We start from the raw sequence: 24,702 nt of genomic DNA on the forward strand, positions 1-24,702 counted from the left end.
CTCCTTTGTGCTGCAGAATAAAAATAGTGTAAGGGAGATATAACCATGGGAACTACTCAATGCTTGCTTGACGATGAGCAGATCTTGCGAAAGGAAGCTTTACGATGGAAATGAGACTTGACCTTGAACATACAGGTGTTCTGACCTTTGATTTAGAGAGAGGGGAAGCGGATGAGAGGCACACTCATAACCACTATCAGATCAGTGTGCCGCTATCGGGAGATCTATTAACCTTTCATAATGATCAACCGACAAAGATTAAAGACGAAGAGGTGCTGCTCGTACCGCCGGGGGATATTCATCAGCACGAAGCAGCAGAGGGCCGGAAGCGGATTATGCTGATCAGCTTCAATGAAACTATGTTGGAGAAAGCGTATCAATCCTACACGGGAAGCAGGCCTGAGATCATTGACTTTTCTCCTGTGCAGCCTGGGTCTCCATCTCTATTAAAAAAAGCAAGATCACTGTTTCAGACAGCGTCGTTTGATGGGGTGGAGGCGGCTATGAAACTGGAAGAAGAACTGACAGGGGTCATCCTTGATCAGATGAAAGGGTCTCATACAGAGGAATGGCAGAAGGCGAAGGAAAGACAGCTGATTCCGGAACCCCTTATAAAAGCAGCTAGAGATTATATCCAAACTTTTTATGATGAGGACATGGACTTGGAACGGCTTGCCTCCCAATTGAATGTAAGTAAATATCATCTTCATCGTTCTTTTTCAAAACAGGTAGGAAAGACCCCGAGGGAGTTTCTGCATTTCGTGCGTCTGGAAAAAGCAGGTCTGCTCCTAAAGAAAGGACACCGGGATATTACTCATGTCGCTTATTCTGTCGGGTATCAGTCCATCAGTACGTTCAACCGAGCCTTTAAAGCAAGGTACGGACAAACCCCAACTCAGTTTGTTAAGGACCGGTGTATTTGAAAAGGTTCGGTTTTCAACGACTCCTGATCAGAAGAAAGCAAGTCGCGGGATCCTCGAAGGCCTGGTTTAGTAATAAGGGGCTTCGGGAAAGAAATCACTTCCCCGAAACCCCTTATTCAATCACCAATACTCTCGACATAGGTCCGTCCCTTATCCCGTAAAGTGATGTTATTCAGCTTTCAGCTGGAAGACTGTAATTTCCGGAGGGTTGTTAATTCGTATAGGCACAATACTTAACCCAATCCCCCGGTTTACATACAGTTCATTACCGTCTGATCCATAGCTGTCCGTCACCCATCCATCGACATGAGCCTCATCGGATGGCAGCAGGTCTTTCCATGACCAGTGGGGAGTGAAGGGAATACGGATCTGACCCCCGTGCGAGTGTCCGGCGGTTGAAACAGGTGCTTTTTCTTCTGGAATGTTGTTAAATGTTTCCGGATTATGCATAAAGACAAAACGAGGGGCAGAGTCTGGAACCTGCTGAAAGGCTGTCGCGACTTCCGCTTCATCCGGCCAATTCGCGCCGATCCCTGTTAAGTATAAAGGTGACTTAGAGTTATCATTCAATTGAAGAGGGACCGATTTATTGTGGAGCATTTCCACACCTAACTCTTGGAGTGTTTCATCCACACGTTGAGCGGTTTCCATGTTTGGTTCTTTCTTTTTACTGCTCATCCCGTAATCATGATTTCCCTTTACGGCGAAAACCGGAATATCCGTTTCGGTTAAAGGACGTAAGTATTCAGCGACTTTGTCCATTTCTTCCTGATGGTTGTCTGTGGAGTGATAGACATAATCGCCCAGTAAAAGAACTGCTTCGGGATCACGCTTAATCAGTGTGTCCACAACATCAGAGAGGTTAGAGGCATTGTCCATCCACATGCCGACTTGAAAGTCACCCATGACGGCAATCTCTTTCCCTTCCCATTTATCCGGTAGGTTATCGATTGGAGCAGTTTCTTCTTCTACATCCACCTGATAGGGTTCAAACAATCCCCAGATCAGCAAGATTACAATTACCACCCCTATAAAGATGGCAGATTTTTTCATTATTTTCTTCATTCTTCATCCTCTCCTTGGCTACGTATGGGTTGATTCTGTTGGTTTTTGGATACATCCAAAGCCTTCATAAAATAAGCGGTCGGGAGCAGAATCCCGATCATGGATTCAAGTAATGCAAAAAGCCGGGTCACTCCGATTGGCAGCATATCCCCATACCCGACGCTGAAGAGGGTTTCTCCACTAAAGTAAAGAAGGTCGAGAAAATCAGGGGCTATCGGTTTACGAGAAGAAAGGCTCGTAATAAGAACGACATCCTTTAATGAAAGAAGGTAATAAAGAACACCGAATCCAACTAACACGCTTGTCATAACAATAAAAAGTTTGAAGAAGAGAGCTGTACTGAAGTAGCTCTGTCGATACGTTTGATTACGAAAGAAATAAATAAGGTTGATACAAATAAATATAAGTGTAACTACCACTAAAGCGTTGACCATTCCATCACCTACTCTTGTAATATGAAGTACCATTCCCAATTGAAAACAGGAGATAAACGTGTGATTTTCTCCTAATCTAAAAATACGAACATTTGTTTTCGGTCTATAGATGTAGGGGTTGTTGGTTCCTTCCTCTGATTCCATTTCCCCGTCTTTGACGTAACCTAGTGGTATATAGGAGGTTATGGAAATGACAATTGTTGTAATCAGCGGTACACCAAGAAAACAAGGAAGAACGAGAGTAGCTGCCAAGGAAGTAGCAGAAAGGCTGCAGGCCGAGCTGGTTGATTTAAGTCAATTAAAGCTGCCCCTGTTTGACGGAGAAACAGAACAAGATCAGCATCCCGCTGTTCAGGAGCTTAGAAAAACAGCAGAAGAAGCGGACGCATTTGTATGGGTATCCCCGGAATACCATAATGGAATGAGCGGTGCCTTGAAGAATGCATTGGAGTTTCTCGGTGCTGGACATTTTAAGCGGAAGCCGACTCTCTTGTTAGCGGTTTCCGGAGGCGGAAAGGGTGGAATGAACGCAATTAATCAAATGCGTACAGTAGGAAGAGGCTTAAATGCCATGGTTATACCCGATCAAATGGTCTTTGACCCTGCCGATTTCAGCAAACATGGAGTGAACGCAGAAGGTAGACTGGTAAGAATTTTAGAGGAGTTTCAAACCTATTTGTTTGTAAAGCATGCCATATAGATGAGGTGAACAGATGAGTGCATATGATCGAGTAGAAGAGTTAACGATTCTGAAAGTCATCGCGGAAACACTTAATCGATGTAATGATGAGGAGCAGATGCTGCAGGATGTTCTTGAAAAGCTGCTGAAGCTGACAAAACTTGAAAGCGGGTGGATTTTTTTAGTTCATGAGAAACCGGACTTTACGTTGATCGCTGAATACGGTCTTCCCCCCGCTTTGAGCTGGGGAAACAAACAGCCGATGTGCCAAGGGGGGTGCCACTGTCTAAACCGATACTGGAACGGAAATCTAAATGAGCCTGTCAACATTATCGAATGCAAGCGGCTGAATGATGCCATTCAATATGACTGGGGCGACACAGAAGGGATTACCCACCATGCGACGGTGCCGCTCGGGGACGGGGAAGAGTTTTTTGGACTCATTAATGTTGCTTCTCCTCATAAAGAAACGTTTTCAAAAGAAGAATTGACGCTGCTTCAGTCCATAGCGTTTCAAATTGGGACAGCAGTCAAACGTACACGGCTGTATTGGGAAGAACAAAAGAGGGCTGAAAGTTATGAGCGGTTAAATACATTCGTCCGACACATAGGGAAAACTCAGGACATCGAAACGCTTGCAAAAACCATCGTTCACAAAGGGGGCGAAGTTTTCCAATGGTCATGGGCTGACTTGTATGTGAAAGAAGGAAATGCTTTACGACTAAAGGCCTCATTTAATAAAGAAGAGTCAGCGGGTTCTTTGTCTTTGGACGACGATACGGACATTACTAAGGCATTTAATCAGCAGAAGCAGCTCGTATCCTCAGATCAAAAAGTAATCTTTACTCCTGTTTTATCAAAGGGAGAACCACTTGGTGTTATGGTGATGGCTGCACCTGAAAATGAGGCCTATCATTCTGTGGATCTAGAAATGGTTGATGCTCTTTCGCGCAATGTCTCTCTCGTCTTTGAAAGCATCCGCCTGCAGGAACGCCGCCAGGAAATTCTTCTTCATGAAGAGAGAAAACGTCTCGCCCGTGACTTGCATGATTCGGTGAATCAAACGTTGTTCTCCTTATCGCTGACAGCAAGGGGGGCCAAGGAAATCATTCCAAAAGAAAATCAAGATCTCCGTGAGCTTCTGGATGAGATGCTGCAAATGTCTCAGAATTCTATGAAAGAAATGCGGTCCTTGATCTGGCAGCTCCGCCCTGTTGGTATAGATGAAGGCGTCGTAACAGCTATGAAAAAGTATAGCGAACATCTGGGCCTCTCCGTCACCTTTGATATGACAGAAGTCCCTGACTGGCCGAAGTCCATTGAAGAAACGATCTGGCGCATCAGTCAGGAAGCCTTAAATAATGTTAAGAAGCATACTCAATCAAACGAAGCCCGGATTCACCTTTACGAAACAGAGGAAGGCGTCGGGATGGAGGTCAGCGATGATGGGGAAGGCTTTGATGAGCAGAAGAATCAAAAGAAAAAGACCCTTGGGCTGACAAGTATGAAAGAACGGGCCGAGTTAGTCGGCGGGAGTTTTACAATGAAGAGTGAGAAAAAGAAAGGAACAACCATCTGCGTGTTTCTTCCTTTTGAATTTAAAGGAGAGTGATGTCATGAACATTCGTGTCATGCTTGTGGATGATCATTTAGTTGTGCTGCGGGGATTGAAGTTTTTCTTGAATACACAGCCTGACATTGAGGTGGTCGGGGAAGTGGAAAACGGAAAAAAAGCACTGGAGAACTTAGAATCTCTCCGCCCGGATGTCATTTTAATGGATTTGATGATGCCCGTGATGGATGGGGTGGAGGCAACGAAGAAAATTCTCGAGAAGGATTCTGAAGCAAAGGTCGTCGTTCTGACCAGTTATTCCGATCAGGAACACGTCATTCCTGCTCTTCAGGCAGGGGCTGCTGGGTATCAATTAAAAGATATGGACCCAGATGAATTGGTAAAGACAATTCGTGCAGCTTATAAAGGGGAAAAACTGCTGCATCCAAAAGCCACCAGCCTGCTTTTATCTGAGATGAATAATGAAAAGGGGAAGAAGGATTCCGGTACGCCTTTTAAGTTAACGAAACGTGAAAAAGATGTACTTTATCAAATTACTCTTGGGAAGAGCAACAAAGAAATTTCTTCTGCCCTCTACATAACAGAAAAAACCGTAAAAACCCATGTCAGCAATATCTTAAGTAAGCTCGATGTCCATGACCGGACGCAGGCAGCCATCTATGCGATGAAAGAGAAGCTGTTCGAGACGGAATTGTAAGGAACCTTAAAACAAAACTCCCCCGCCTCCAGAAGGCGGGGGAATTTAATATGCTTTGAGGCAGTTGAAAGGTTTATTCTTTTTCTTTCAGTGCTTCGACCATTTTTTCTGCTGCTTTTTCACTGGACATTGGGTTTTGTCCTGTGACAAGGTTGCCGTCACGGACCGCATAAGGCGTCCAGTCTTCACCTTTTGTATAGTTTCCGCCTTTATTCTTAAGCTCTGTTTCAAGCATAAACGGCATATGCTGATCCAGATTCATCGCGATTTCTTCAGAGTCAGAGAACCCTGTCACATTTTTTCCGCTCACGATCGGAGTTCCATCTTCATACGTCGCATAGACAAGACCGCTTGGACCGTGACAGACAGAGCCGATGACGTTTCCTTGTTCGGCATGCTGCTTAAGAACGTACTGCAGGGTTTCATTTTCCGGGAAGTCAAACATTGTTCCGTGTCCGCCTGGCAGGAAGATGCCGTCAAATCCATTGGCGTCTTCTTTAGACAATTGGGCGGTATCTTTTAATTTTTCGCTTGCTTCTGCCCATTCTTTTACTTCTTCTTCAGGAATACTGTTTGGATCAAGAGGTACTTCGCCGCCTTGGATGCTTGTGACTTTCACATCATAGCCCTGCTCTTTAAAAGCGTTGTAAGGGACGGCATATTCCTCAAGCCAAAGCCCTGTTTTATGGTCATCGGTGATTTTTGTGTGGTTTGTTACAACCATTAATACACGTTTACTCATGTTGTTCCCTCCTATAGAAAAATGGTGCACTGTCAGTTATACACCTATTTCCGCTTGAACAAAAATAGTTTGCTCAAGGAGCGTTAAAATAAACATGGAGCCATGGTTTGGATCTGATTTTGACGAAATAAGAGGGGGTCGCTTTCCTGCGGGGGAAAGAGGTAGGCTTTCTCGGTCGTTTACACTCTCTTCATTGTCCCGCCCATCCCCTTCTCCAGTGGGACACTTGCCATGCTTCTTCTCATGCAGGATTGGAGGAGCACTCTGTAGATGGGTGGACCAGACAGATTAGACTATGAAAGAATAAATCTTAGGAAGAGTAAAGGGGGATGTCATTGTTGAAGCGGATGAAGATCATTGTGACAACATCAAGTTTGTTCATTTTCATAATAGGTCTACTCCTGATATTTAATTCTGCAAGCTATGGGGATAGACTAATCTTTGTCCTTATTTTAGGGGCATTTATTACTATCTGCCAAAAGATAATGATCATGGTTTTAGAGAGTAAGTTTAATAAAAGAAGCCTCACTAAAGGATCAACTAGGAGAAGAAATCAATAACTCTCATTACATATTTATTTGTATTAGAATTAACATTTACATTTCAAATTTAAGTGAAAACGAAGGAGGGGTTTTATGAGAAGGGTAGAGGTCAGGCCTTATGATGAAAAATGGATTGATTTATTTGAGGAGGAAAAGAAAAAGCTGTCTTCTTTGTTTCAGTCTCAACTTGTCGCGATTCACCATATCGGGAGTACGTCTGTGAGTGGTTTAAGTGCGAAGCCTGTAATCGACATTCTGCCTGTTGTTAAGGAAATCGGGCGTGTGGATGGTTACAATGAAAACATGCGCGCACTTGGATATGAAGCCAGGGGTGAAAATGGTCTGCCCGGCCGTCGTTTTTTCTTAAAAGGTGGAGAGGACCGGACCCATCACGTTCATGTGTTTGAACAAGGGAATGATGAAATTACGAGGCATCTCGCTTTTCGGGATTATCTACGGAATCACCCCTCAGACCGTAATCAGTATGCAAGGGTGAAACGAGAGTTGGCTGAACGGTATCCTTATGACATAGAGTCATACATAGAAGGAAAGAACCAACTTGTTTCAGTAATTCAAACGAAGGCGCTGGAATGGTTTAACAAAGATGGCTGAATGGCTCAGGGTATAAAGGAAAGAATAAAGCAAACCATGGATGATATAAGAACCTGTATTACATAATGAACGTGCGGTGGTTTCAAGGGTGGATAGAGTTACTGGCTGGTGGAGAAATGGGAAAGGCAAAGATTAATAGTGGCAGATATCAATTAGGATAAGGAGGCCCATACTGTGAATGTTCATAAAGGAATCCATCTGGCTGTCCCTTTTTTGATATCACTGGTGCTGTTTTTGCTGCCTCCTCAGGACGTTAAAGAGGATCAGGAAAAAGATATTCCTGCATTGTCCAGTCAACTGGATGAGATCTTAGCGGATCAAAAGCTGGATGGTGCACTTGCGGGAGTAAGTGTCCGCCTGGCCGAAACGGGGGAAGTAATTTATGAAAAGAATGCCAGCTTAAGGCTCAAGCCGGCTTCTAATATGAAGCTTTTAACCGGTGCTGCTGCTCTTGAGACGCTGGGTGCTGATTATATCTTTGCTACAGAAGTGTGGACTGACGGTGTTATGAAAGGTCAAAAACTGCACGGGGATCTATATCTTAAAGGTAAAGGAGATCCAACATTACAAGTGGAAGACTTGAATAAAATAGCTGAGCGCCTTAAAAATCAGGGTATTCTTGAAGTGACTGGAAATTTGATCGCAGACGACACGTGGTATGATGACGAACGGCTGTCGGAAGATCTCACTTGGAAGGATGAAACGTACTGGTATGGTGCACAAATTTCCGCGCTGACCGTTTCACCTAATAAAGATTATGATCCGGGGACAGTGATCGTAGCTGTTTATCCCACAAATGAAGGGGAACCCGCCCGGATCGAAGTGATCCCGGATACAGATTATGTTGAAATCATCAATCATAGTGAGACAATTAATGCAGAAGGTGAAGAGGACATTATACTTACACGAAAGCACGGAACGAATGAAATCGTTGTAGAAGGTACGATACCTATTGAGAGCAGGCGCTTCAGGGAATGGGTGTCGGTATCTGAACCGACCGGGCTCGCTTTAAGCCTCTTCCATGATTCGCTTATAGAACAGGGCATTAAAGTGAATGGCGGGAAAGTGGGAAACAGACGCGTGCCGGACACAGCTGAGAGACTGATCAGCTACAATTCCATGCCGCTTCAAGATTTGTTTATTCCGTTTATGAAACTGAGCAACAACGGCCATGCGGAAGGGCTCGTAAAGGAGATGGGAAAAGTTGTTTATGGTGAGGGAAGCTGGGAGAAAGGGTTGGAAGTTGTCGAAGACTATTTAAGGGGCACGGGCATCAATACCAAAACTCTTTTTCTTAGAGACGGATCGGGGATTTCACATGTAACGATGGTTCCAGCTCATGAGATATCTGAACTTTTGTTCCAGATTCAAAATAAAGCCTGGTTTCATACTTATATAAATTCCCTCCCTGTTGCCGGCGAAAAGGAACGGTTAACCGGCGGTACGCTGCGCTTACGGATGCACGAAACAGCGGCAGAAGGGAACGTACAGGCGAAGACAGGCTCCTTGACAGGTGTTTCCTCTTTGTCCGGGTTTGTGACGACGAAAGATGGTGTAAGATTGATCTTCTCTATTATCCTGAACAATTACTTAGACGAAGATATCAAAGACATAGAAGATCAGATTGCTGTGACCCTGGCGGAACATCGTTATGGTAAAGGAGATAAATAAAAAAGGCGGACATGGTAAAACAAGTCCGCCTTTTTGTTTTAGGAAGCAGCTTTATTGTCTTCTTTTCGGTCGACAACAGCTGAACCGACGATGTCACCGAGAACGTTGGAAGCTGTCCCGGCCATGCCGATCAAGACATCCACACCTGCGATCAAAGCAACGATCTCAAGAGGCAGGTTGAACATAGTCAAAACAGCAGCCAGGGTCACGAGACCGGCCGCCGGAATGCCGGCTGTTCCTATGGAAAGAAGGGTGCCGATAATGACGATCGTGATAAAATCCATAGCGGATAAATCGAGTCCGGTTACGTTCGCAGCAAATACAATCGAAACACCCATTCTCAATGCTCCGCCATCTGAATTGAAGACAGCCCCGATTGGCAGGGAAAATTGAGAGGTTTTCTCCGATATCCCAGCTTTTTTCGCTGATTCCATCGCGACAGGTAGAGAAGCAATACTGCTGGATGTGAAGAATGCTGTAAAATAAGCTTCTTTGGTATTTGTAAAGAAATCCTTAATGCTGAACTTCGCATATTTAAGGAACGATGTGTAAATAACCACCCACAACACTAAGACTCCAAGGTAAAAGACGCCGGTAAACGCAAGCAGGGACTGAAATGTCTGCCATCCTTGATTCCCAAAGGAAGATGCGCCGATCGCAAAGATCCCAATCGGTGCGTAAAGAAGAATCCCCTGCAGTAAAAGGAAAAATAGATCATTAGCAGCCGAAAACAGACGGTGAAGCCTTTCGCCTGACTCCTGAAGCTCTGTTTTGTCTGAAAAACGCATCTTAGCCATAGTCAAACCAATGATGACAGCAAGAAACAAAATGCCCATAAGCTGCCCGGAAGAAAATGCCTGGAATAAATTGTCCGGTACGATGTTTAATAAAACATCAGAGAATCCGGGGGTTTCTGGTTTTTCTACCTGCGCATCAGGCAGGCTCAGCCCGGCACCAGGATTGATCCATAAGGAAAGAGCTACTCCGATGAGAACCGCAGCGGCTGTCGTCAGCCCGTAGTAGATGAGCAGTTTCCCACCTAGTCGTCCAAGGTGTTTCGGATCCATTTGATTAATGGCCAGAACAACGGTCAGGAAAATAACTGGAACCGCAATTAAGTTCAGCAGGTTGATTAAGATCGTACCCAGTGGTTTCACAATATCCATTTGGGCACCAAACACCACCCCTGCCGTTATTCCAAGTAAAAAGCCGATGGTCATTTTTAAAAGGAAAGAAGAATGTTTGTATAAATGCCAGATTCTTTTCATGTTTTCACTCCTTTTTTAGTCATAACTTCTATTGTAACAGGAATTAGACAGGTTCCTTAGAAGTCTTAATTTTCTTTTTCCTTTCCGTCAAAAGTCGTATCCAAACGTCCTTCCTGCAGCTGATGTGGAAAGTGTGGAAGCCATGTAGTCTTAAACTAGAAAAGGTCAGAAACAAAGGAGAGGGATAAATGATTGAAGGATTGTATGAAGCTCATGTGCCTGTCAAAGATCTCAACAGATCGATTGAATTTTATAAGAAGCTGGACTTGGAGCTGGCATGGAAGAACGAAACGGTCGCTTTTTTTTGGATTGAAAAGGAGAAAAGCTGGCTTGGACTATGGGAAGGAGAATCCTATAAAACGCCTTATCACCCGTCCCTTCGCCACGTGGCATTCCGTATCTCTTTTGAAAAGATGGATCAGGCACTCGACTGGTTAAAGGAGCGTGGAATAGAAGCGAGGCCGTTTGGAAGCCGGACCTCTCCTGCACCATTTATCCGCACCTATCAGGGGAATGCCTCCGTTTACTTTGATGACCCCGATGGGAACAGTCTGGAATTGATGTGTACGGTAGATGTACCGGAGACTTGGAAAGAAAGAGAAGAACACCTGTCGCTTAAACAATGGAAGGATGGCGTGTGAAAAGAAAGGAGACGACTATGCAGTTATTTCACTATCATTGGTGGACAGACAAAGTAGAAGCGATGGAAGAGTTTTATAAGCAGATGGGTTTTAAAACCGTGATACGTGCAGGGCGGTTCAATGGGGAGATGCAGACATTTAATCCTCCTTTAACCTGGGATGATTTTAGAGGTAAAAACATTACTTTCCGGATTATTGAAATGGTGAAAGGTCAAACCAATCTCACATTCGGATACGGAACAAAAGATCGGTTTGACCATATCGGCCTCTTAGTAAATGAAGAAGAGTATCTTGAAATCATCGAGAGAGCCCACCACATGAATGGGAAAGTAATGGAAGGGGAGCGGAGAACATTTATTTCTACTCCTTATAATCTGAGAATTGAACTGCAGAAGAGAAGCGATGTAGTGACAGAAGAGAACCACACAAGAATTCATTCGATGGAGATCGGTCTTCCTTTCGGTGAAAATCCCGAATGGATGGCTGATCTGTTGAATCTTCGTATCACTGAAAAACAGGCCGGAAAAATGAAGCTTGAAAGTGATCATTGGAGTCTCATTTTTAATAAGGAGAACAAGGTACGACTAATATCCGTCGTCTATCAGGATGGGACTTGGAATAGTGTCGATCCTGCTGGAACCAAACTAGTAAGGGGTTAGTTCCCTGCGAATAAATCCCGCATCCGAATTTATGGAAAAAGCAGGGCAATAGACCTTTGTATAGAAGAGAGTTAGTGCAACCGTATGCCTTATGATGAATTCTATAACAAGGGGGCCCTTCTCATGTTGTGGCTGATTTATGCCATTCCAGCTGTTCTCATTGCAGTGACGGTCTTTTTTGACCAGAAAAGAAAAAAGGAAAGAGCCTATCACACGACCAGTGCTTTTGAAGAAATGTACCGCTGCTCTTCAGCCGGAGATAAAGCGACTGACAAGAGATACTCCAAAAATTTCTAGAGGAAAACACCGGAAGCCTCTGAGAAGGGCCTTCCGGTGTTTTTTTATTCAGCTTTTTATTGGCATCCACAGCCAAGCGAGCGGGGTCTTATCCGTCCGAAGTTGTAGATGAAATCCGTCCACCCCCTGAGGTTTCTGGCTTTAATTCTTAGTAGGCTGATACTAAGAATAAGAATTGTGCCGGCTGCTTGGCGGTCAGATCAGATGACGGTTTATGAGATGAGTATGAATAAGCTCAACTATAGCTGATTACTAAGGAGGAAAAGGTATGGGAGAAATACAAGCTTTGTGGCTGGATGAACGAAGAGAAGTTGGGATCGTAAAGTGCAGCGACCATGTTTTCGGTGTCGCTTATCATCCCATTCAAATAATGGGAAAGAAAAATTCATACAAAGTGATCGAACAACTCTGGTATACGACTTATAACGGGGCAAGGCAGTATTTCAGATTTTATACAAACTCCTTCCAGGTAACAGGCCGGATGAGGCAGGTGTGCTCTGAAAGTGTTTCTGTCAAAGAGGTGGAGGGGGATGGAAATGAAACGGAAAGGATTTATTTGGAACCTTTTGGATAAAGAAACGTAGGTGAAAAGAGAAAATGATTTAGAGAGGATAAAGAGTGTGGAACAGGATATGGATGCAGGAGAAAGTCGTATCTATATAAAACTGATAGGCCGTGGGGAGCCACTGGTTTTCCTGCATGGAGGTCCTGGAAGTGAACATCATTACTTTCTGCCTCAAATGGAAGAGCTGGCGGATCACTTTGAGCTTGTGTTCTATGATCAGACAGGGTGCGGAAAATCAGATCCTGTCAATGAGTATTCGATGGAAAAAGAAATCGAGGTTTTGGAAAAAGTCAGGAGAGAGCTTGGCTTTGAAAAGATCCATTTATTCGGAGAATCCTGGGGTCTATGCTTGCTTTGGTGTATGCATCTTCCTATCCGGAACGTATCGGGCGGATTCTATTAACAGTTGCCATTGGAGCTCATGCCGGCGGCTTGAAGCGTTTTTCTGAGGAACTTGAAAAACGAGTCACGAAATAAGACCAGCAGAAGATCGCAGCGATTGATGAGAAAATAGCCGCAGGGGAGGCTTCTGTTTCTGACATTTTCAAAGTGTTAGATCCATACTACGTTTATTCACCTGATGTACTGACAGGAATAAAGAAATGGCACAGTTCTGAAGAACCTAATAGAAAAATTGGGAGAGACATCATGGAGAATTACGATATCACGAGACGGGCAGGAAGTTTGAAAGAGATTCCTATTCAAATCCTGCAAGGAAGCAATGATATCTTAACACCGTCACATATCGAAGAACTTCTGCTTCCTTACATTCCCCATGCTGAGCTTACAGTGGTGGACCAGTGCGGTCATTGGACGGTCATTGAAAAGCCTGAGTTCATAAAGAAACAGGTCCGGAAATTTCTTGCGGATGATGTGCGTGTATAATGTTCCTCAACTTATTAAAAAGGGGTGGATGGTATGAAAGTCTGGCTTCACATGGAAGGGGCTGTAGTTTTGGCAGCATCGATCTATTTCTATGGACAGACGACGGCTCCGTGGTGGCTTTTTTTCCTGCTGCTCTTATCTCCTGACATCACGATGCTTGGATATGCCTTTAATGATAAAGCGGGAGCGTTCGTTTATAATGTCGGTCATTCCTATGTTTTACCAGTGGTGACTCTGATTTTTAGTTTTTATCTGAATGGTGATTTGATCCTTTCGCTCACTCTTATTTGGATGGCCCACATTGGAATGGACAGGACGGCTGGATATGGATTAAAGAGTACAAAAGGGTTTAAAGAGACTCATTTACAAAAAATATGAGGGGCGAAAATGCAGGGGTTTTGTAATTGGGACAGATTTTAGAAAGGATAGAGTTTATGACGGATATGAGCCTTGTATTAGTTTTCTTCTTAGCTTTTGTTCTGCTGTTCAGTTTCTATGTGAAAATCTGGATAAGAATTATTGTTGCCGCCTACTATACGGTTGTCCTTTATTTGTTCAGCAGAGGATACAAAGAGCTGATAAGTGAGCGGGACAGCTACGTTGAGAAAAATGGGTACAACCCGGATAATCAAAAAGACCTTTGGGCATTGGAAAGGTTTTGGGATGAAAAGAGTGCCTATGTCGATCATTATTCTGGTTTAGTGGGGGTCCCACTGTTTATCTTCCTTATTTATTCGTACTATACATGGTTCAGCCGTGTAGAGGAGCGTAAACATAAGGTATTCATTCTACTGAGTGCTATTCCAGTAGGGTTTATTTACTTGATCTGCATGCTTTTTTTTGCCATGCAGGGGTATCAGCCATAAGGCCTTCTGCCTGTATGTAGAGTAATGAGTGATGACCATAAGGGAGGGAAGATAAATGAATTCATACCGTTTTACAACTAGAATGGAAAGGATCTTTGAAATCGCCCGTGATGGTAATGAAAAAGGGATCATAGTTCCGGTTGATCTGTTTATCGCTGCATGTAAAGAGGGGACGGGGGTTTGTGGAGAGTTGTATTTGTATTTACGGAAGCATTTAGGTGATGATTTTATTCATCAGATTGATGATAGAAGTGGGACCCTTGTACGTAATGGGTATGTTCACTTGAATCATCTCAAAATCTCAGAAGAGACAAGCCGTTTATTAAAGCGTGCGGGTGAAAGGAAAGACCACTATGGACAAACCCTGATTAATGAGGGCCATGTCATTCAGAGTATATTAGAATCGGATGAAAGATTAGGAGAGGTGCTGTCAGATGAAGTTAAAGCCGGGATTATTGATATCGCGTGCGTACCGAGAGACCTTATCGTTCACCTTCCGTCATTCAGCAGAGAAAGCCTCTCTAAAAATAAAAACGCGATCAGAAGAGCTGACCATGCCGACCTTTCCCAGTTAAGAAGCTTTATTACACAGGAATTTGGAGAACGCTGGCTTCATCATTTACATAACGTGGAGGCTGAAAAGAGGCTTCCTATTTTTATTGCTGAACGTGATGGGGAAATCATAGGGTTTGCCTGTTATGACCTGGTTCGGAATAAGAAGGGGCTGTTTGGTCCGATGGGAACTTCCTGTCAGCAGCGCTTTCATTCTGTTGGAAAAGAATTGTTATATACGTGTTTACAAGAGATGTCACAGATGGGGTATGAGTATGCGGTCATAGGTGAAGCTGGTCCGATAGAATTTTATGAAAAGTCTTGCCAGGCCAAGTTGATATAGTCGCTGTAACTTGAATTACACATATACGAATGATAATAGTAAAGGATTCAAAAAAAGTAACGCTCTCTTTAGAAAGAGGGCGTTACTTATAGACTCTGGTTATTTGCTTTTCTTCAGATCCACTTTCTTTGCATCCTCATTAAACTGTTTGTAAAGAGAGAAGCAGATAAGAATCATGATGAATGTGAACGGAAAGGCTGCGATGATGGCTGCGGTCTGCAGAGCTCCCAGTCCACCTGTCCATAATAGAACGGCTGCAGCACCTGCCTGAATCACTCCCCAAGTAAATTTCACTTGGTTTTTCGGGTTCAGACTGCCGTTCGTTGTCTGCATACCCAGAACAAATGTAGCCGAGTCAGCAGATGTGATAAAGAACGTACTGATCAGCAGCAGACCGATAAAGGACATGATGCCGCCGAGTGGGACGTGCTCGAGCATAGAGAACAGAGCAACTTCTGTACCTAATTCAGTCATGTCCTGGTTAATGTTAATCCCTTCAAAGTATTCAAGGAAGATTGTCGTTCCACCGAATACAGAGAACCATATGGCACCGAAAATAGTCGGTACCAATAGTACACCCAGAATAAATTCTCGGATTGTACGTCCTCTGGATACACGGGCGATAAATGTTCCTACGAAAGGAGCCCAGGAAATCCACCAAGCCCAATAGAAGATTGTCCAACCCTCTACCCAGGTGCTTTCTTCCTGAAATGGCTGCATGCGGAAACTCATGTACGGTAAATCACGGAGATAAGATCCGAATGTAGTCGTAAGGATGTCCATGATAAAATTCGTAGGCCCTGCAAATAACATGAAGCACATGAGTAATAGGGCCAGTACAACATTGGTATTACTCAAGTATTTGATTCCTTTGTTCAAACCGGTCATGGCAGAAATCATAAATAATACCGTGACAACAGCAATGATAATCAACTGTAGTGTAAAGGTATCGTCTACCCCCGGAATGGTAAAGGCGAGTCCACTTGAAATTTGAAGTGCACCCAGTCCAAGAGATGTGGCCACACCAAAAATTGTAGCGAATACAGCGATGAAATCGACGGTTGTTCCTATTGGTCCTTTGACTCGTTTCTCACCTAGTACAGGAGTTAAGGCTGCACTGATCACACCTGGTGCGTCTTTTCTGAACTTGAAGTACGCAAGCGCTAATGCCAGCACAGCATATATCGCCCATGGGTGAAGTCCCCAGTGGAAAAAGCTGTACTTCAACGCAGCTTGAGCGGCTTCTTCTGAGGTTGGCTCGATTCCTGGTACCGGCGTCGAATGGAAGTGAGACAACGGCTCCGCTGCCCCCCAGAAAACAAGTCCGATACCCATACCGGCACTGAATAACATGGAGAACCACGTAATGTATGGATACTCGGGTTCATCATCAGGTTTACCTAATTTCAGCTTTCCGTATTTGGAGAACACGAGATAAATAGCGAAGATTAAGAATCCTGTTGCGGAAAGTAAGTAGAACCACCCGAATTTCTCAGTTAAGAATCCTTGTATCTGCGATGTAACGTTTGATAAGTTCGCTGACCCCAGCACATCATTAGGAATGACTCCCCAAATGATAAATAAGAAGGCTACAACAACGGAAATGTAAAATACATTTGTAACTTGTTTGATGAAGATCACCCCTTCTGTTTAGTTTTTTTCAGGGAAACTGAAAAGCTTGCATTTCCCGTTTCGTATGACGATGGTACTTTCATTGAGCTGTCAGCTGCCTGTAGGAACGCTGAATCCCTCGATTTTTCTTTTTATATTCTGCAAAGTTGTTCGAAATTATTCGCTTCTGTAAAGTGCTCATGCATTTTTTTTCTTTTTCGCTGCATGGACTCCCACAATAAACAGCCCCAAACGATAATGCATTAAAAGTGAGCGTGTAGATATACTGAAGCCTCATTCGCTTTGCGAGAGGAGTCGGTCGATACTCCTACAATGAAACAGTTGATTTGACGCAGTATTCAAGATTTGTATAAAAAATTCTTAAGGATAGTTATCCATCACCTTCCTGATAGTCAGGTAGGACAACCGTGGCATTAATCTTCTCCGTTATCCTTTTTCAGGGCGAAGCGGAAATTTTCAAAGTTATAATAATGTATTCCAATCACGTTCCCTAATACATCTGTGTCTATTGCACCTTTGACATTGGTCATTTTACTACCATCACTAATGGATACTTTAACAGCAAAGTTGTAAGAGTTAGGAAGTTCATCACTTTCTTCAAATGTAATTTCCTCGGCTTTTAATTCATAGTCAGGATGCGCAATTTTCAAGAAAGTAAATGCCTCATTCTCTCTTACAAATGCCTCATAAAAACGGTCACTAAGATAAGGTTTAAAATTCTTTTTATTATATTCCTTAAGCATATCAGCATAATTCTTTAAATCACCACCAGAACCTTCCAATAACTTTTCCTGCTTCCCGTCAGGCCCATTAAATAGGTTCTGTAAAACAGCACGTATGTTTCTAATCCTTTCACTTTCTTCGATGACATATAAAAGCTCTCTATCATTAGAATAGCTGATGTCAGTCATTTTTCCTTCTTCATTTGTTTGTATAACACCTCTTACAGGGATGGTTTTACGATCCTTCCGTCCGTTCTTCACGGCGGTCACCTCCACAGTGAAGGAATAAGAATTTTCAGCAGTTCTACTTTCTTCAATCGTTATATCATGAATGTTTAACTCATAACCATGTTTATGGGAAGCATGCAGGTAATTATAAGATTCAACTAAATCACCGTCCTGGCCGGTGGCTTCCTCACTAAAATACGGTTTTAAGTTCACCTGTATATATTCATCTAAAGTCTTTATGCTTCGTTCATATTCTTCCTTATTGCCTGGGTTAAGGTCGTCGTAGATCTCTTCCAGCTCCTCACCTGGACCATTAAAAATTTCGTTTAATACTTTCCGTATATTACTCTCGCTATCATTTCCTACTTTAATTGCTGCTTCTTTTTCCGTATTCGAGCAGCCCGCAGAAATCAGTAGAATTCCTAATATAAGGAAAGGTATAAAGCCTTTCCTCACTCTTTTCATGTTCATCGTATGACCCCTCCGACATTATGATATTCGTTCATCTTACCTACTTGATACGAATGGAAAGTCTTAGATGTTTCAAAATATCCCCTGTTTGTAAATGCCGGAACATACAAATGTAATAGAAATACAAGCCTTTTCATTCGCTTATCATCCAACAGTTGGAAATACGATGTAGAAATATGTCCTGCAAGGCGTTCCTTCCCCCTTAGTCAACGTTGGAATTTGCAGGAAGTCTCAGGGTGACTATAGAAGGTAAGAAGAGAAGTACGCACTAGATAAAAATACATAAAGGAGTGAACGAATGGATGGGGCACGTATTATTAACGGGGGTTTTAATAGTTCTCGCCTGTTTATTGACGATTAAAGGGGTTCGGGAGAGAAGTATATGGATGAATATTCTTCAATTCGGCTTTTTGGGAATAGGAGTATTTCTGATCGCTATTTCAATTGTAGGAATTGTAATCTTAGGAGAACAGAGTGGAAGTTATTAACCCTATAGATAACGTCATGGGTGGAAGTGTGGGTGCCTTATCTAATTGTAAGTATTAAATGAATGCTAATGATACATAAACTTTCATGTTTCGTTTTGAAATGAAATCTCCATGAATCATTGTGGGAGGAGTTAGACTTGATAAAAGCTGTTATTTTTGATTTAGATGGAACACTTTTAAACCGGGATGCATCCGTAGAGGAATTTATTGAAAAACAGTATGACAGGTGGGGAAAGTTTCTACATCACATTCCGAGACGAAAGTATATGGAGAGGTTTATTGCCCTCGATCATCGTGGTTATGTGTGGAAAGATATCGTGTATCAAAAGATGATCGATGAATTATCTATCAAAGGGTTGACGTGGGAGGACCTGCTTCAGGATTACTCGGATTATTTTATAGATAGTTGTGTACCGTTTCCTCACCTTAAAGACATGCTTGAAGAACTAAAACACGATCATTTTCATATTGGGATCATCACCAATGGTAAAGGTCAATTTCAGATGGATAATATCAAGGCTTTAGGTATTCACCACTACACCGATACGATTCTTATTTCGGATTGGGAAGGTGTGAAAAAGCCTGATCCACTCATCTTCCAAAGAGCAGCAGACAGTCTTGATGTCTCTATACAGGAATGTGTGTTTATAGGCGATCATCCAGAGAAGGATGTGAAGGCAGCTAAAGACACTGGAATGAAGGGAGTCTGGAAAAGGGACGATGAATGGAGTGGAGTAGAAGCTGATGCGGTGGTGGATGATTTATGTGCAATACCACGTTTAATTCAACAGATGAATACTACTCTTCAAATTCAGGAGAAGAGCAGGAGTATGTAAGCGATATTGAGTATACTATTACATTTGAGTATGAAGTGAAAAATCAAAAAGCGGGAGCGGGCACAGAATACAAGTAAAAGCGGGTTCGGGAGATTTTGTGTTCCATTAAATCAAAGGCAGGTAGAAGAAACGAGGGGGAAACAATTGACAGCGCTTTCATAAACCTGTTACTCTATAGTAGAAGATTATAGTTATTACGGATAAACGGAGTTCCTCAGCGATGATTACCCACACGATGGGTTGATTTGCTGGGGGCTTTTTTTTATTAAAGAAAGGAGGAGGCATTTGTAAACGGGATGAGCCTGACGGGATTCTGCCAATTAAAAACGGGAGGCGTTTATCAAGTGAAACTGTTGTTTGTTATTGCGTTGACTTCTTTTCTAGTGCTTCTTTTTCTACCCATGGGAAATGATAAAGCTGCAGCAGAGACTTCCGGAAGCTTCTTATTAAAAGAAGGAATTCCACCCCTGGGAGCCAACGACCCAACTTGTCAGCCTGATGAAACCCATCCTAAGCCAATTGTTCTCGTTCCAGGAACATTTGAGTCGATGAGCCAGAACTGGTCCAGCCTTGCACCTGCACTGAAGACTAAGGGGTATTGTGTGTATTCCTTAAACTACGGTTTCACCACCTCAGGACACTCCACTGGACCTATAGAAGATTCGGCTGAGGAGCTTAATATTTTTATAGATCAAGTTCTCCAGCATACAGGTGCAGAGGAAGTTTCTATTGTCGGACACAGCCAGGGAGGAATGATGCCTCGTTATTACCTCAAGTTTCTAGGTGGTGAGAAGAAAGTCGATGACCTCGTCGGACTGGTCCCTTCCAATCATGGAACAGATGGTTTAGCGGGCTTCTCTTATATAACGGGCGCAGCCGCTGAACTCTTGACCGAATGTATGGCCTGCCGCCAGCAGCTGACAGGTTCAGAGTTCCTTACCCATTTAAATCAAGGAGATGAGACACCAGGGCAAGTCTCTTATACGAACGTAACAACAAGAAAAGATCAAGTGGTCGTCCCTTACACGTCAGCTTTCCTTAAAGAGTCCAGCCAAGTCACTAATATTACGATACAGGATTATTTTCCACTTGATTTAGTAGGCCACCAGTTTATCGCCCAAGATCCATTAGCGTTTAAATTTGTATTTGATGCCCTCGCTTATGAAGGACCGGCGGATCCAGAAAGAGCTGTCTCTCACTTTAAGTAGTAACAGAAAAAAATAGAAAGGCAGACCTGCTGATTCAGCAGGTCTGCCTTTCTATTTTTACGACTGGCATCCAGGAAGCTGAGCTTTTCCTGCTCATCTGCCTGTAAGTTATAGGCAGGGATTTAACAGCTGTTCATGGAATAGGTTAGAGAAAATGTAAATTGGTGGATTGTTTTTTATAGAGGCAGAAATTGGGTTTTAGAAAGGGAAGTGTATATGTTTAAAGCGGGGATTTTCACTGAAAGAAACCAACCAGATAGGGATGGTAAGCATGATAGTATTATTTTTGATTTAGACGGCACCTTGTGGGATCCGATAGATACCGTTCTTCAGGCATGGAATAGCTCCTTGAAGGAACATGATCAGAGTAAAAGTGAGTTGACAAGGACAGATTTTGAAGGGACCATGGGGCTTCAAATAGATGAAATTAGTGAACAATTGTTTCCCTATCTAAATGAAGATGTTCGGGGGCAGGTTATGACGGCTTGTATGCAGAAGGAACAAAGGTTTTTAAAGAAAATGGGCGGCACTCTTTTTCCTCATGTAGAAGATACCCTCCAGACGCTTTCCGAAGACTATAAACTTTATATCGTTAGTAATTGTCAGGACGGCTATATAGAATCGTTTTATGAATACCATCAACTAGAAAAGTACTTTTTAGATTATGAGAATCCCGGCCGGACGGGTCTTTCAAAAGGAGAGAATATTAACTTAATCATTGAACGGAACCAATTATCTCATCCAACTTATATTGGAGACACCCAGGGAGATTTAAATGCGTCCAGGTATGCAGGCATTCCTTTTATCTATGCAGCGTATGGTTTTGGACAAGTGGATGACTATGATTACAGGCTCAGGAGATTTGATGATCTTATTCATATTTTCAACAAAGTATAAGGGACGGAAGTAAGATAATCACTAAATTAATCCTTACAGATCTAATGGAGGTAACAATGGAACAGGCAGCTATAACATATAATCAGATTACAAAAACGGTTCAAGAAATAATAGAAGAAAAACAGGGATTTGGTTTGAGTGTTGCAGTGGTTAAGGACTCAGACATCATTTATTCAAGAGGTTTTGGTTCTTCCAGAATTGAACCCATGCATCAATCGATGGAAGCTGAGACAAGAATGAGTATTCAAAGTATCTCTAAGAATTTTGCAGCTGTATCTATTATGCAGCTTGTTGAGGAAGGTAAGGTATCTTTGGATCAGCCGGTTGTGAACTATCTGCCATACTTTAGAACGAAGGATAAACAACAGAGCGATACCATTACCATACGGCATATTTTATCGCATACCGCAGGATTCCCTTCAGAATTAGGAATAGCTAATATGCTGGCACCTAATGTGAAAGAAATATTCTCCGATACACCAACAGAATTTCAAGAAGCGTTGGATTACTATAACCTTACCGAAGAAGAACTTAATCGTGTCCACAATCGTGAAGATGTAACGAAATGGTTTCAGAAGGTGGAGTTGGAGTACCCGCCGGGCGATGGATGGAATTATTGTACAGATGCCTATGTGATTCTTGCTGATTTAATTGAAAAAGTAACCGGTGACCGTTGGGAAACGTATCTTCAAGAGAAGATTCTAACTCCCTTAGGTATGGATCGGACTAATAGCGATGCCCAGGTAGTTGAAAAGGATGATAACAGCGCGAGGTACTATTTAGGGGAAGATCAAGTGGAAACGCCCTTTCCGGTAAATTCGATAGCTGCTCCGATCGGTTATTTATATTCCACAGCTGTTGATTTAGGAAGGTATTTACTCTTTCATTTAACTAAAGAGTCGAACGTTTTACGTTCCGAGTCCATTGAAGAAATGCAAAAGCCCATTCACCGCGTCAGCGACGAATGGAAGTTCGGAAGTGAGGATAGAAGCTATGGTCTTGCATGGTTTATTGATACATACAGAGGTTTCAAGATTGTTGAACATGGAGGAGGTCAAATGGCAGTGAGATCGTTAATGACTATGGTACCAGAGCTCAACCTGGGAGTCGTTGTCCTGATGAATACTGACGGAACGCTGCATCATGATGTGTGTGATGAAATTATAGACATTTTTATTGACTCCTGAGGGGGCTATTGTATACACATGTCAAAGGCAGGAGTCCTACCGCTGGGACTCCTGTTAATTGCTTATATCTATTAATTTTTGCAGCTGAATGGATATCGCCATTAGTAAAGGTATGACAAAACCAATCAATAGACCTAAGGATCCTGAAATAACAAAGCCTATGACACCACCAACGAGCAAGTAAATGATTAAAAGTAAAATCCAGTCATTCATTGGATCCCTCCGCGCTCATGATATCACATAGATCCTTTCCATCTGTATTCCACACATGTACTCTTGTAGAGTTAAAATTACAGGAGATGGATAGAAGACTTCAATGGAGCCTTTAGAAGATGAGAAAAATTTGTGAGGAATAATGGAATTTGAAATAATTAGGAGAACAAAAGCTCGTACAGGTGATTGTCATTATGAAAATGATATTAAAACTTTGCTCATCCTTATTTCAGGGCTTTTCATTTCTCTTATTTGTAAGTCCGTTTCTTTTATATTGGTTCATTCACGGAGACAAGGAGCGGTATTTGTGGATTATAAACGGACCCTATCCCTTCAGTCATTTAGGAGGAGGTCCATTTCAAATTTGGATGGGAATAGGACTTCTATTTTCAGCATTCCTTTGTTTGATCGTATCTTTTGTATGCTTAATCCTTTACAAAAGAATGTAGATTTTGTGCTTCAAAAGAAGGATAGAATAAAGAATTGAATAAAAGCTGGTAGAGAGGAGGACGGGGGATGGTTCAAATTGTAAAAGCTGGAGAAGAGCATGTAGAGGGGATTGTGGATATATGCACACGTGGAAATCAGGCCGCCTATCAGCACATTTACACACAATCCTATTTAGAGCTCGTCATAAAAGAATTTTATAACCCGGAGCGGATTTTAGAAGAAGTCACCCATTCGAGCAGGGATTGGGGCGGATACTTCGCAGCTATAGAAAACGGTAAAGTTGCAGGCGCCTGCGGAGGCGGCATGATTAGTGATAAGGCTGGTGAAGTTTATGTGCTGTACCTGGATCCTGACAGGCGCGGAGAAGGAATCGGTACAAAGCTGCTGGAAGTTTTAACGAAACAGCAGAAAGAAGAGTTCGGAGCTGTTGAGCAGTGGGTGTCTGTGCAGAAAGGAAACAACCGGGGGATTCCTTTTTACGAAGCAAGAGGCTTTCATTTTCAACGGGAAGAAAAAGGTTATGGCAGTGAAGAAGCTGCCAGCTATGTATCTCTCAGATACTCCCGACCTATATAGAGGAAGTTTGTCGAGTACAAATGGAATAATCTCAAAAGAAGCAAAGGAGAAGCCGGCAAGTTTCTCCTTTGCTTCTTTTAATAGCAGTGTTAAGGATGATGGTTCATATCTTGAAACGAAAATGGGTGTTCGTCCGTATGTAATGATAGAGGATTAAATACGAATAGACCGGAGGGGACACTTTATGAAAAAATACAAGAATTACTTGCTGCCGTTGACGCTGTTGGGAATTCTTCTACTGGCTGCTGGCTGCACAGAGGTGGGGAATAGCTCAGATGAAAGTGAGAGTCAAAACCAAGGTGAGGATAATATTTCAACTGTACTTGAAAATGTATTCGATGGACCCGGAGAAGAACAGGAAGCGTTACTGGCATCTGATAGTGATGTGGAAGATAAAGGAGAAAAGCTTGATGAATATTATAAGGAAAATTTCCAGCCGTATATGAGTGAAAGCTTTTTTGAGAGATTTGTAAACACGAATGGAGCATGGACGTTCTTACAACCAGCTTATCCCGAATATGCGCTGATAGTTGATGAAATCACACTTGAAGAAAAAGATGAAGAAGGCCATCATAGCTTCACTGTGAAAGTGTCCTATACAAATAATGAATCGGGTGAAAGTGAAACGATGACTGTGGAAGGGACAGCGTACACGAATGAAGACGGGAAACTTACGAGCATTCAATATATCAACGATGAAGAATTACGAACCGCATTAAATTAAGAAAATGACTGAAAGATTGAACCCCCTGTTTGTAGATGACAAACAGGGGGTTTCTT

The 24,702-nt window shown here is 42.7% G+C and carries 29 protein-coding genes; 22 read left to right on the top strand and 7 right to left on the bottom strand.

Annotated elements, in window-relative coordinates:
* Positions 1 to 104: 104 nt before the first annotated feature.
* Complete coding sequence (locus LC036_RS01685; protein WP_226577327.1) at positions 105 to 923, top strand: helix-turn-helix domain-containing protein; 819 nt, start codon at positions 105 to 107, stop codon at positions 921 to 923.
* Between the two features lie 168 nt (positions 924 to 1,091).
* Here LC036_RS01685 and LC036_RS01690 read toward each other — a convergent pair whose 3' ends face one another.
* Together LC036_RS01690 and LC036_RS01695 are read right to left on the bottom strand one after the other, a co-directional pair.
* Positions 1,092 to 1,988 (bottom strand): metallophosphoesterase, encoded by an 897-nt coding sequence (locus LC036_RS01690; protein WP_226577330.1) that lies wholly within the window; start codon positions 1,986 to 1,988, stop codon positions 1,092 to 1,094.
* Positions 1,985 to 2,455 carry a potassium channel family protein gene (locus tag LC036_RS01695; RefSeq protein WP_226577333.1) on the bottom strand — a complete coding sequence of 157 codons (471 nt, stop codon included), beginning with the start codon at positions 2,453 to 2,455 and terminating at the stop codon, positions 1,985 to 1,987. Before LC036_RS01695 ends, LC036_RS01690 begins: the two co-directional genes overlap by 4 nt.
* Positions 2,456 to 2,612: 157 nt before the next feature.
* Between LC036_RS01695 and LC036_RS01700 the strand changes: the two genes are divergently transcribed.
* Genes LC036_RS01700 through LC036_RS01710 form a run of 3 tightly spaced genes read left to right on the top strand, consistent with a single transcriptional unit; the run spans position 2,613 to position 5,371 of the window.
* A complete protein-coding gene (locus LC036_RS01700; protein WP_226577335.1) occupies positions 2,613 to 3,122 on the top strand; it encodes an NADPH-dependent FMN reductase in 510 nt (169 codons plus the stop codon).
* Between the two features lie 13 nt (positions 3,123 to 3,135).
* Positions 3,136 to 4,713, top strand: coding sequence for a GAF domain-containing sensor histidine kinase (locus LC036_RS01705; RefSeq protein ID WP_226577338.1), 1,578 nt, complete (start codon positions 3,136 to 3,138; stop codon positions 4,711 to 4,713).
* Positions 4,714 to 4,717: 4 nt separating this feature from the next.
* Entirely contained in the window at positions 4,718 to 5,371 is a 654-nt protein-coding gene (locus LC036_RS01710) for a response regulator (RefSeq protein WP_226577340.1), read from the top strand.
* Positions 5,372 to 5,444: 73 nt separating this feature from the next.
* Here LC036_RS01710 and LC036_RS01715 read toward each other — a convergent pair whose 3' ends face one another.
* A complete protein-coding gene (locus LC036_RS01715; RefSeq protein WP_226577343.1) occupies positions 5,445 to 6,113 on the bottom strand; it encodes a type 1 glutamine amidotransferase domain-containing protein in 669 nt (222 codons plus the stop codon).
* A 635-nt stretch (positions 6,114 to 6,748) separates the two neighbouring features.
* Between LC036_RS01715 and LC036_RS01720 the strand changes: the two genes are divergently transcribed.
* Positions 6,749 to 7,267: a GrpB family protein gene (locus tag LC036_RS01720; RefSeq protein ID WP_226577346.1), complete on the top strand. Its 519-nt coding sequence runs from the start codon at positions 6,749 to 6,751 to the stop codon at positions 7,265 to 7,267.
* A 174-nt stretch (positions 7,268 to 7,441) separates the two neighbouring features.
* Complete coding sequence (dacB, locus tag LC036_RS01725) at positions 7,442 to 8,938, top strand: D-alanyl-D-alanine carboxypeptidase/D-alanyl-D-alanine-endopeptidase (RefSeq protein WP_226577348.1); 1,497 nt, start codon at positions 7,442 to 7,444, stop codon at positions 8,936 to 8,938.
* A gap of 38 nt (positions 8,939 to 8,976) precedes the next feature.
* On the opposite strand, the gene LC036_RS01730 is transcribed toward dacB, so the two are convergent.
* Complete coding sequence (locus LC036_RS01730) at positions 8,977 to 10,206, bottom strand: dicarboxylate/amino acid:cation symporter (RefSeq protein ID WP_226577351.1); 1,230 nt, start codon at positions 10,204 to 10,206, stop codon at positions 8,977 to 8,979.
* Positions 10,207 to 10,394: 188 nt separating this feature from the next.
* Between LC036_RS01730 and LC036_RS01735 the strand changes: the two genes are divergently transcribed.
* The 9 genes from LC036_RS01735 (at position 10,395) to LC036_RS01775 (ending at position 15,014) form a co-directional block, all read left to right on the top strand.
* The gene (locus LC036_RS01735; RefSeq protein ID WP_226577354.1) at positions 10,395 to 10,847 is read left to right on the top strand and encodes a VOC family protein; all 453 of its coding nucleotides are present in this window, start codon (positions 10,395 to 10,397) and stop codon (positions 10,845 to 10,847) included.
* Positions 10,829 to 11,506, top strand: coding sequence for a hypothetical protein (locus LC036_RS01740; RefSeq protein WP_226577356.1), 678 nt, complete (start codon positions 10,829 to 10,831; stop codon positions 11,504 to 11,506). The genes LC036_RS01735 and LC036_RS01740 overlap by 19 nt, the downstream gene beginning before the upstream one ends.
* A 123-nt stretch (positions 11,507 to 11,629) precedes the next feature.
* Positions 11,630 to 11,803, top strand: a complete 174-nt coding sequence (locus tag LC036_RS01745) for a hypothetical protein (protein ID WP_226577359.1) — start codon at positions 11,630 to 11,632, stop codon at positions 11,801 to 11,803.
* A gap of 268 nt (positions 11,804 to 12,071) precedes the next feature.
* Complete coding sequence (locus LC036_RS01750) at positions 12,072 to 12,377, top strand: hypothetical protein (RefSeq protein ID WP_226577361.1); 306 nt, start codon at positions 12,072 to 12,074, stop codon at positions 12,375 to 12,377.
* 46 nt (positions 12,378 to 12,423) lie between these two features.
* Positions 12,424 to 12,771 carry an alpha/beta fold hydrolase gene (locus LC036_RS01755; RefSeq protein WP_226577364.1) on the top strand — a complete coding sequence of 116 codons (348 nt, stop codon included), beginning with the start codon at positions 12,424 to 12,426 and terminating at the stop codon, positions 12,769 to 12,771.
* Between the two features lie 245 nt (positions 12,772 to 13,016).
* Positions 13,017 to 13,253 (top strand): alpha/beta fold hydrolase, encoded by a 237-nt coding sequence (locus LC036_RS01760; RefSeq protein ID WP_226577367.1) that lies wholly within the window; start codon positions 13,017 to 13,019, stop codon positions 13,251 to 13,253.
* Between the two features lie 33 nt (positions 13,254 to 13,286).
* Positions 13,287 to 13,631, top strand: coding sequence for a DUF4260 domain-containing protein (locus LC036_RS01765; RefSeq protein WP_226577369.1), 345 nt, complete (start codon positions 13,287 to 13,289; stop codon positions 13,629 to 13,631).
* Between the two features lie 65 nt (positions 13,632 to 13,696).
* Complete coding sequence (locus tag LC036_RS01770) at positions 13,697 to 14,119, top strand: hypothetical protein (protein ID WP_226577372.1); 423 nt, start codon at positions 13,697 to 13,699, stop codon at positions 14,117 to 14,119.
* Positions 14,120 to 14,174: 55 nt separating this feature from the next.
* The gene (locus LC036_RS01775) at positions 14,175 to 15,014 is read left to right on the top strand and encodes a GNAT family N-acetyltransferase (RefSeq protein ID WP_226577375.1); all 840 of its coding nucleotides are present in this window, start codon (positions 14,175 to 14,177) and stop codon (positions 15,012 to 15,014) included.
* A 99-nt stretch (positions 15,015 to 15,113) separates the two neighbouring features.
* Here the strand turns inward: LC036_RS01775 and LC036_RS01780 are convergent, their stop codons facing one another.
* Together LC036_RS01780 and LC036_RS01785 are read right to left on the bottom strand one after the other, a co-directional pair.
* A complete protein-coding gene (locus tag LC036_RS01780; protein WP_226579943.1) occupies positions 15,114 to 16,646 on the bottom strand; it encodes a BCCT family transporter in 1,533 nt (510 codons plus the stop codon).
* Between the two features lie 413 nt (positions 16,647 to 17,059).
* Positions 17,060 to 18,067, bottom strand: a complete 1,008-nt coding sequence (locus tag LC036_RS01785; protein WP_226577378.1) for a hypothetical protein — start codon at positions 18,065 to 18,067, stop codon at positions 17,060 to 17,062.
* A gap of 302 nt (positions 18,068 to 18,369) precedes the next feature.
* Here LC036_RS01785 and LC036_RS01790 point away from each other — a divergent pair, with 302 nt between their 5' ends.
* From LC036_RS01790 to LC036_RS01810, 5 genes are all read left to right on the top strand, one after another.
* Positions 18,370 to 18,555 carry a hypothetical protein gene (locus tag LC036_RS01790; RefSeq protein ID WP_226577380.1) on the top strand — a complete coding sequence of 62 codons (186 nt, stop codon included), beginning with the start codon at positions 18,370 to 18,372 and terminating at the stop codon, positions 18,553 to 18,555.
* Between the two features lie 137 nt (positions 18,556 to 18,692).
* Positions 18,693 to 19,391, top strand: coding sequence for an HAD family hydrolase (locus LC036_RS01795; protein ID WP_226577382.1), 699 nt, complete (start codon positions 18,693 to 18,695; stop codon positions 19,389 to 19,391).
* A gap of 296 nt (positions 19,392 to 19,687) precedes the next feature.
* Positions 19,688 to 20,599 carry an esterase/lipase family protein gene (locus tag LC036_RS01800; RefSeq protein WP_226577385.1) on the top strand — a complete coding sequence of 304 codons (912 nt, stop codon included), beginning with the start codon at positions 19,688 to 19,690 and terminating at the stop codon, positions 20,597 to 20,599.
* 216 nt (positions 20,600 to 20,815) lie between these two features.
* Positions 20,816 to 21,496, top strand: coding sequence for an HAD family hydrolase (locus tag LC036_RS01805; protein WP_226577388.1), 681 nt, complete (start codon positions 20,816 to 20,818; stop codon positions 21,494 to 21,496).
* A 44-nt stretch (positions 21,497 to 21,540) separates the two neighbouring features.
* Complete coding sequence (locus tag LC036_RS01810) at positions 21,541 to 22,683, top strand: serine hydrolase domain-containing protein (protein WP_226577391.1); 1,143 nt, start codon at positions 21,541 to 21,543, stop codon at positions 22,681 to 22,683.
* 54 nt (positions 22,684 to 22,737) lie between these two features.
* On the opposite strand, the gene LC036_RS01815 is transcribed toward LC036_RS01810, so the two are convergent.
* Positions 22,738 to 22,896 (bottom strand): hypothetical protein, encoded by a 159-nt coding sequence (locus LC036_RS01815; RefSeq protein WP_226577394.1) that lies wholly within the window; start codon positions 22,894 to 22,896, stop codon positions 22,738 to 22,740.
* Between the two features lie 516 nt (positions 22,897 to 23,412).
* Between LC036_RS01815 and LC036_RS01820 the strand changes: the two genes are divergently transcribed.
* Both LC036_RS01820 and LC036_RS01825 read left to right on the top strand, forming a co-directional pair.
* Complete coding sequence (locus LC036_RS01820) at positions 23,413 to 23,922, top strand: GNAT family N-acetyltransferase (RefSeq protein WP_226577397.1); 510 nt, start codon at positions 23,413 to 23,415, stop codon at positions 23,920 to 23,922.
* Positions 23,923 to 24,106: 184 nt separating this feature from the next.
* Entirely contained in the window at positions 24,107 to 24,646 is a 540-nt protein-coding gene (locus LC036_RS01825; RefSeq protein ID WP_226577400.1) for a hypothetical protein, read from the top strand.
* The last annotated feature ends 56 nt before the right edge of the window (positions 24,647 to 24,702 follow it).

It is taken from the genome of Halobacillus litoralis (genome assembly GCF_020524025.1).
Classification (GTDB): domain Bacteria; phylum Bacillota; class Bacilli; order Bacillales; family Halobacillaceae; genus Halobacillus; species Halobacillus litoralis_D.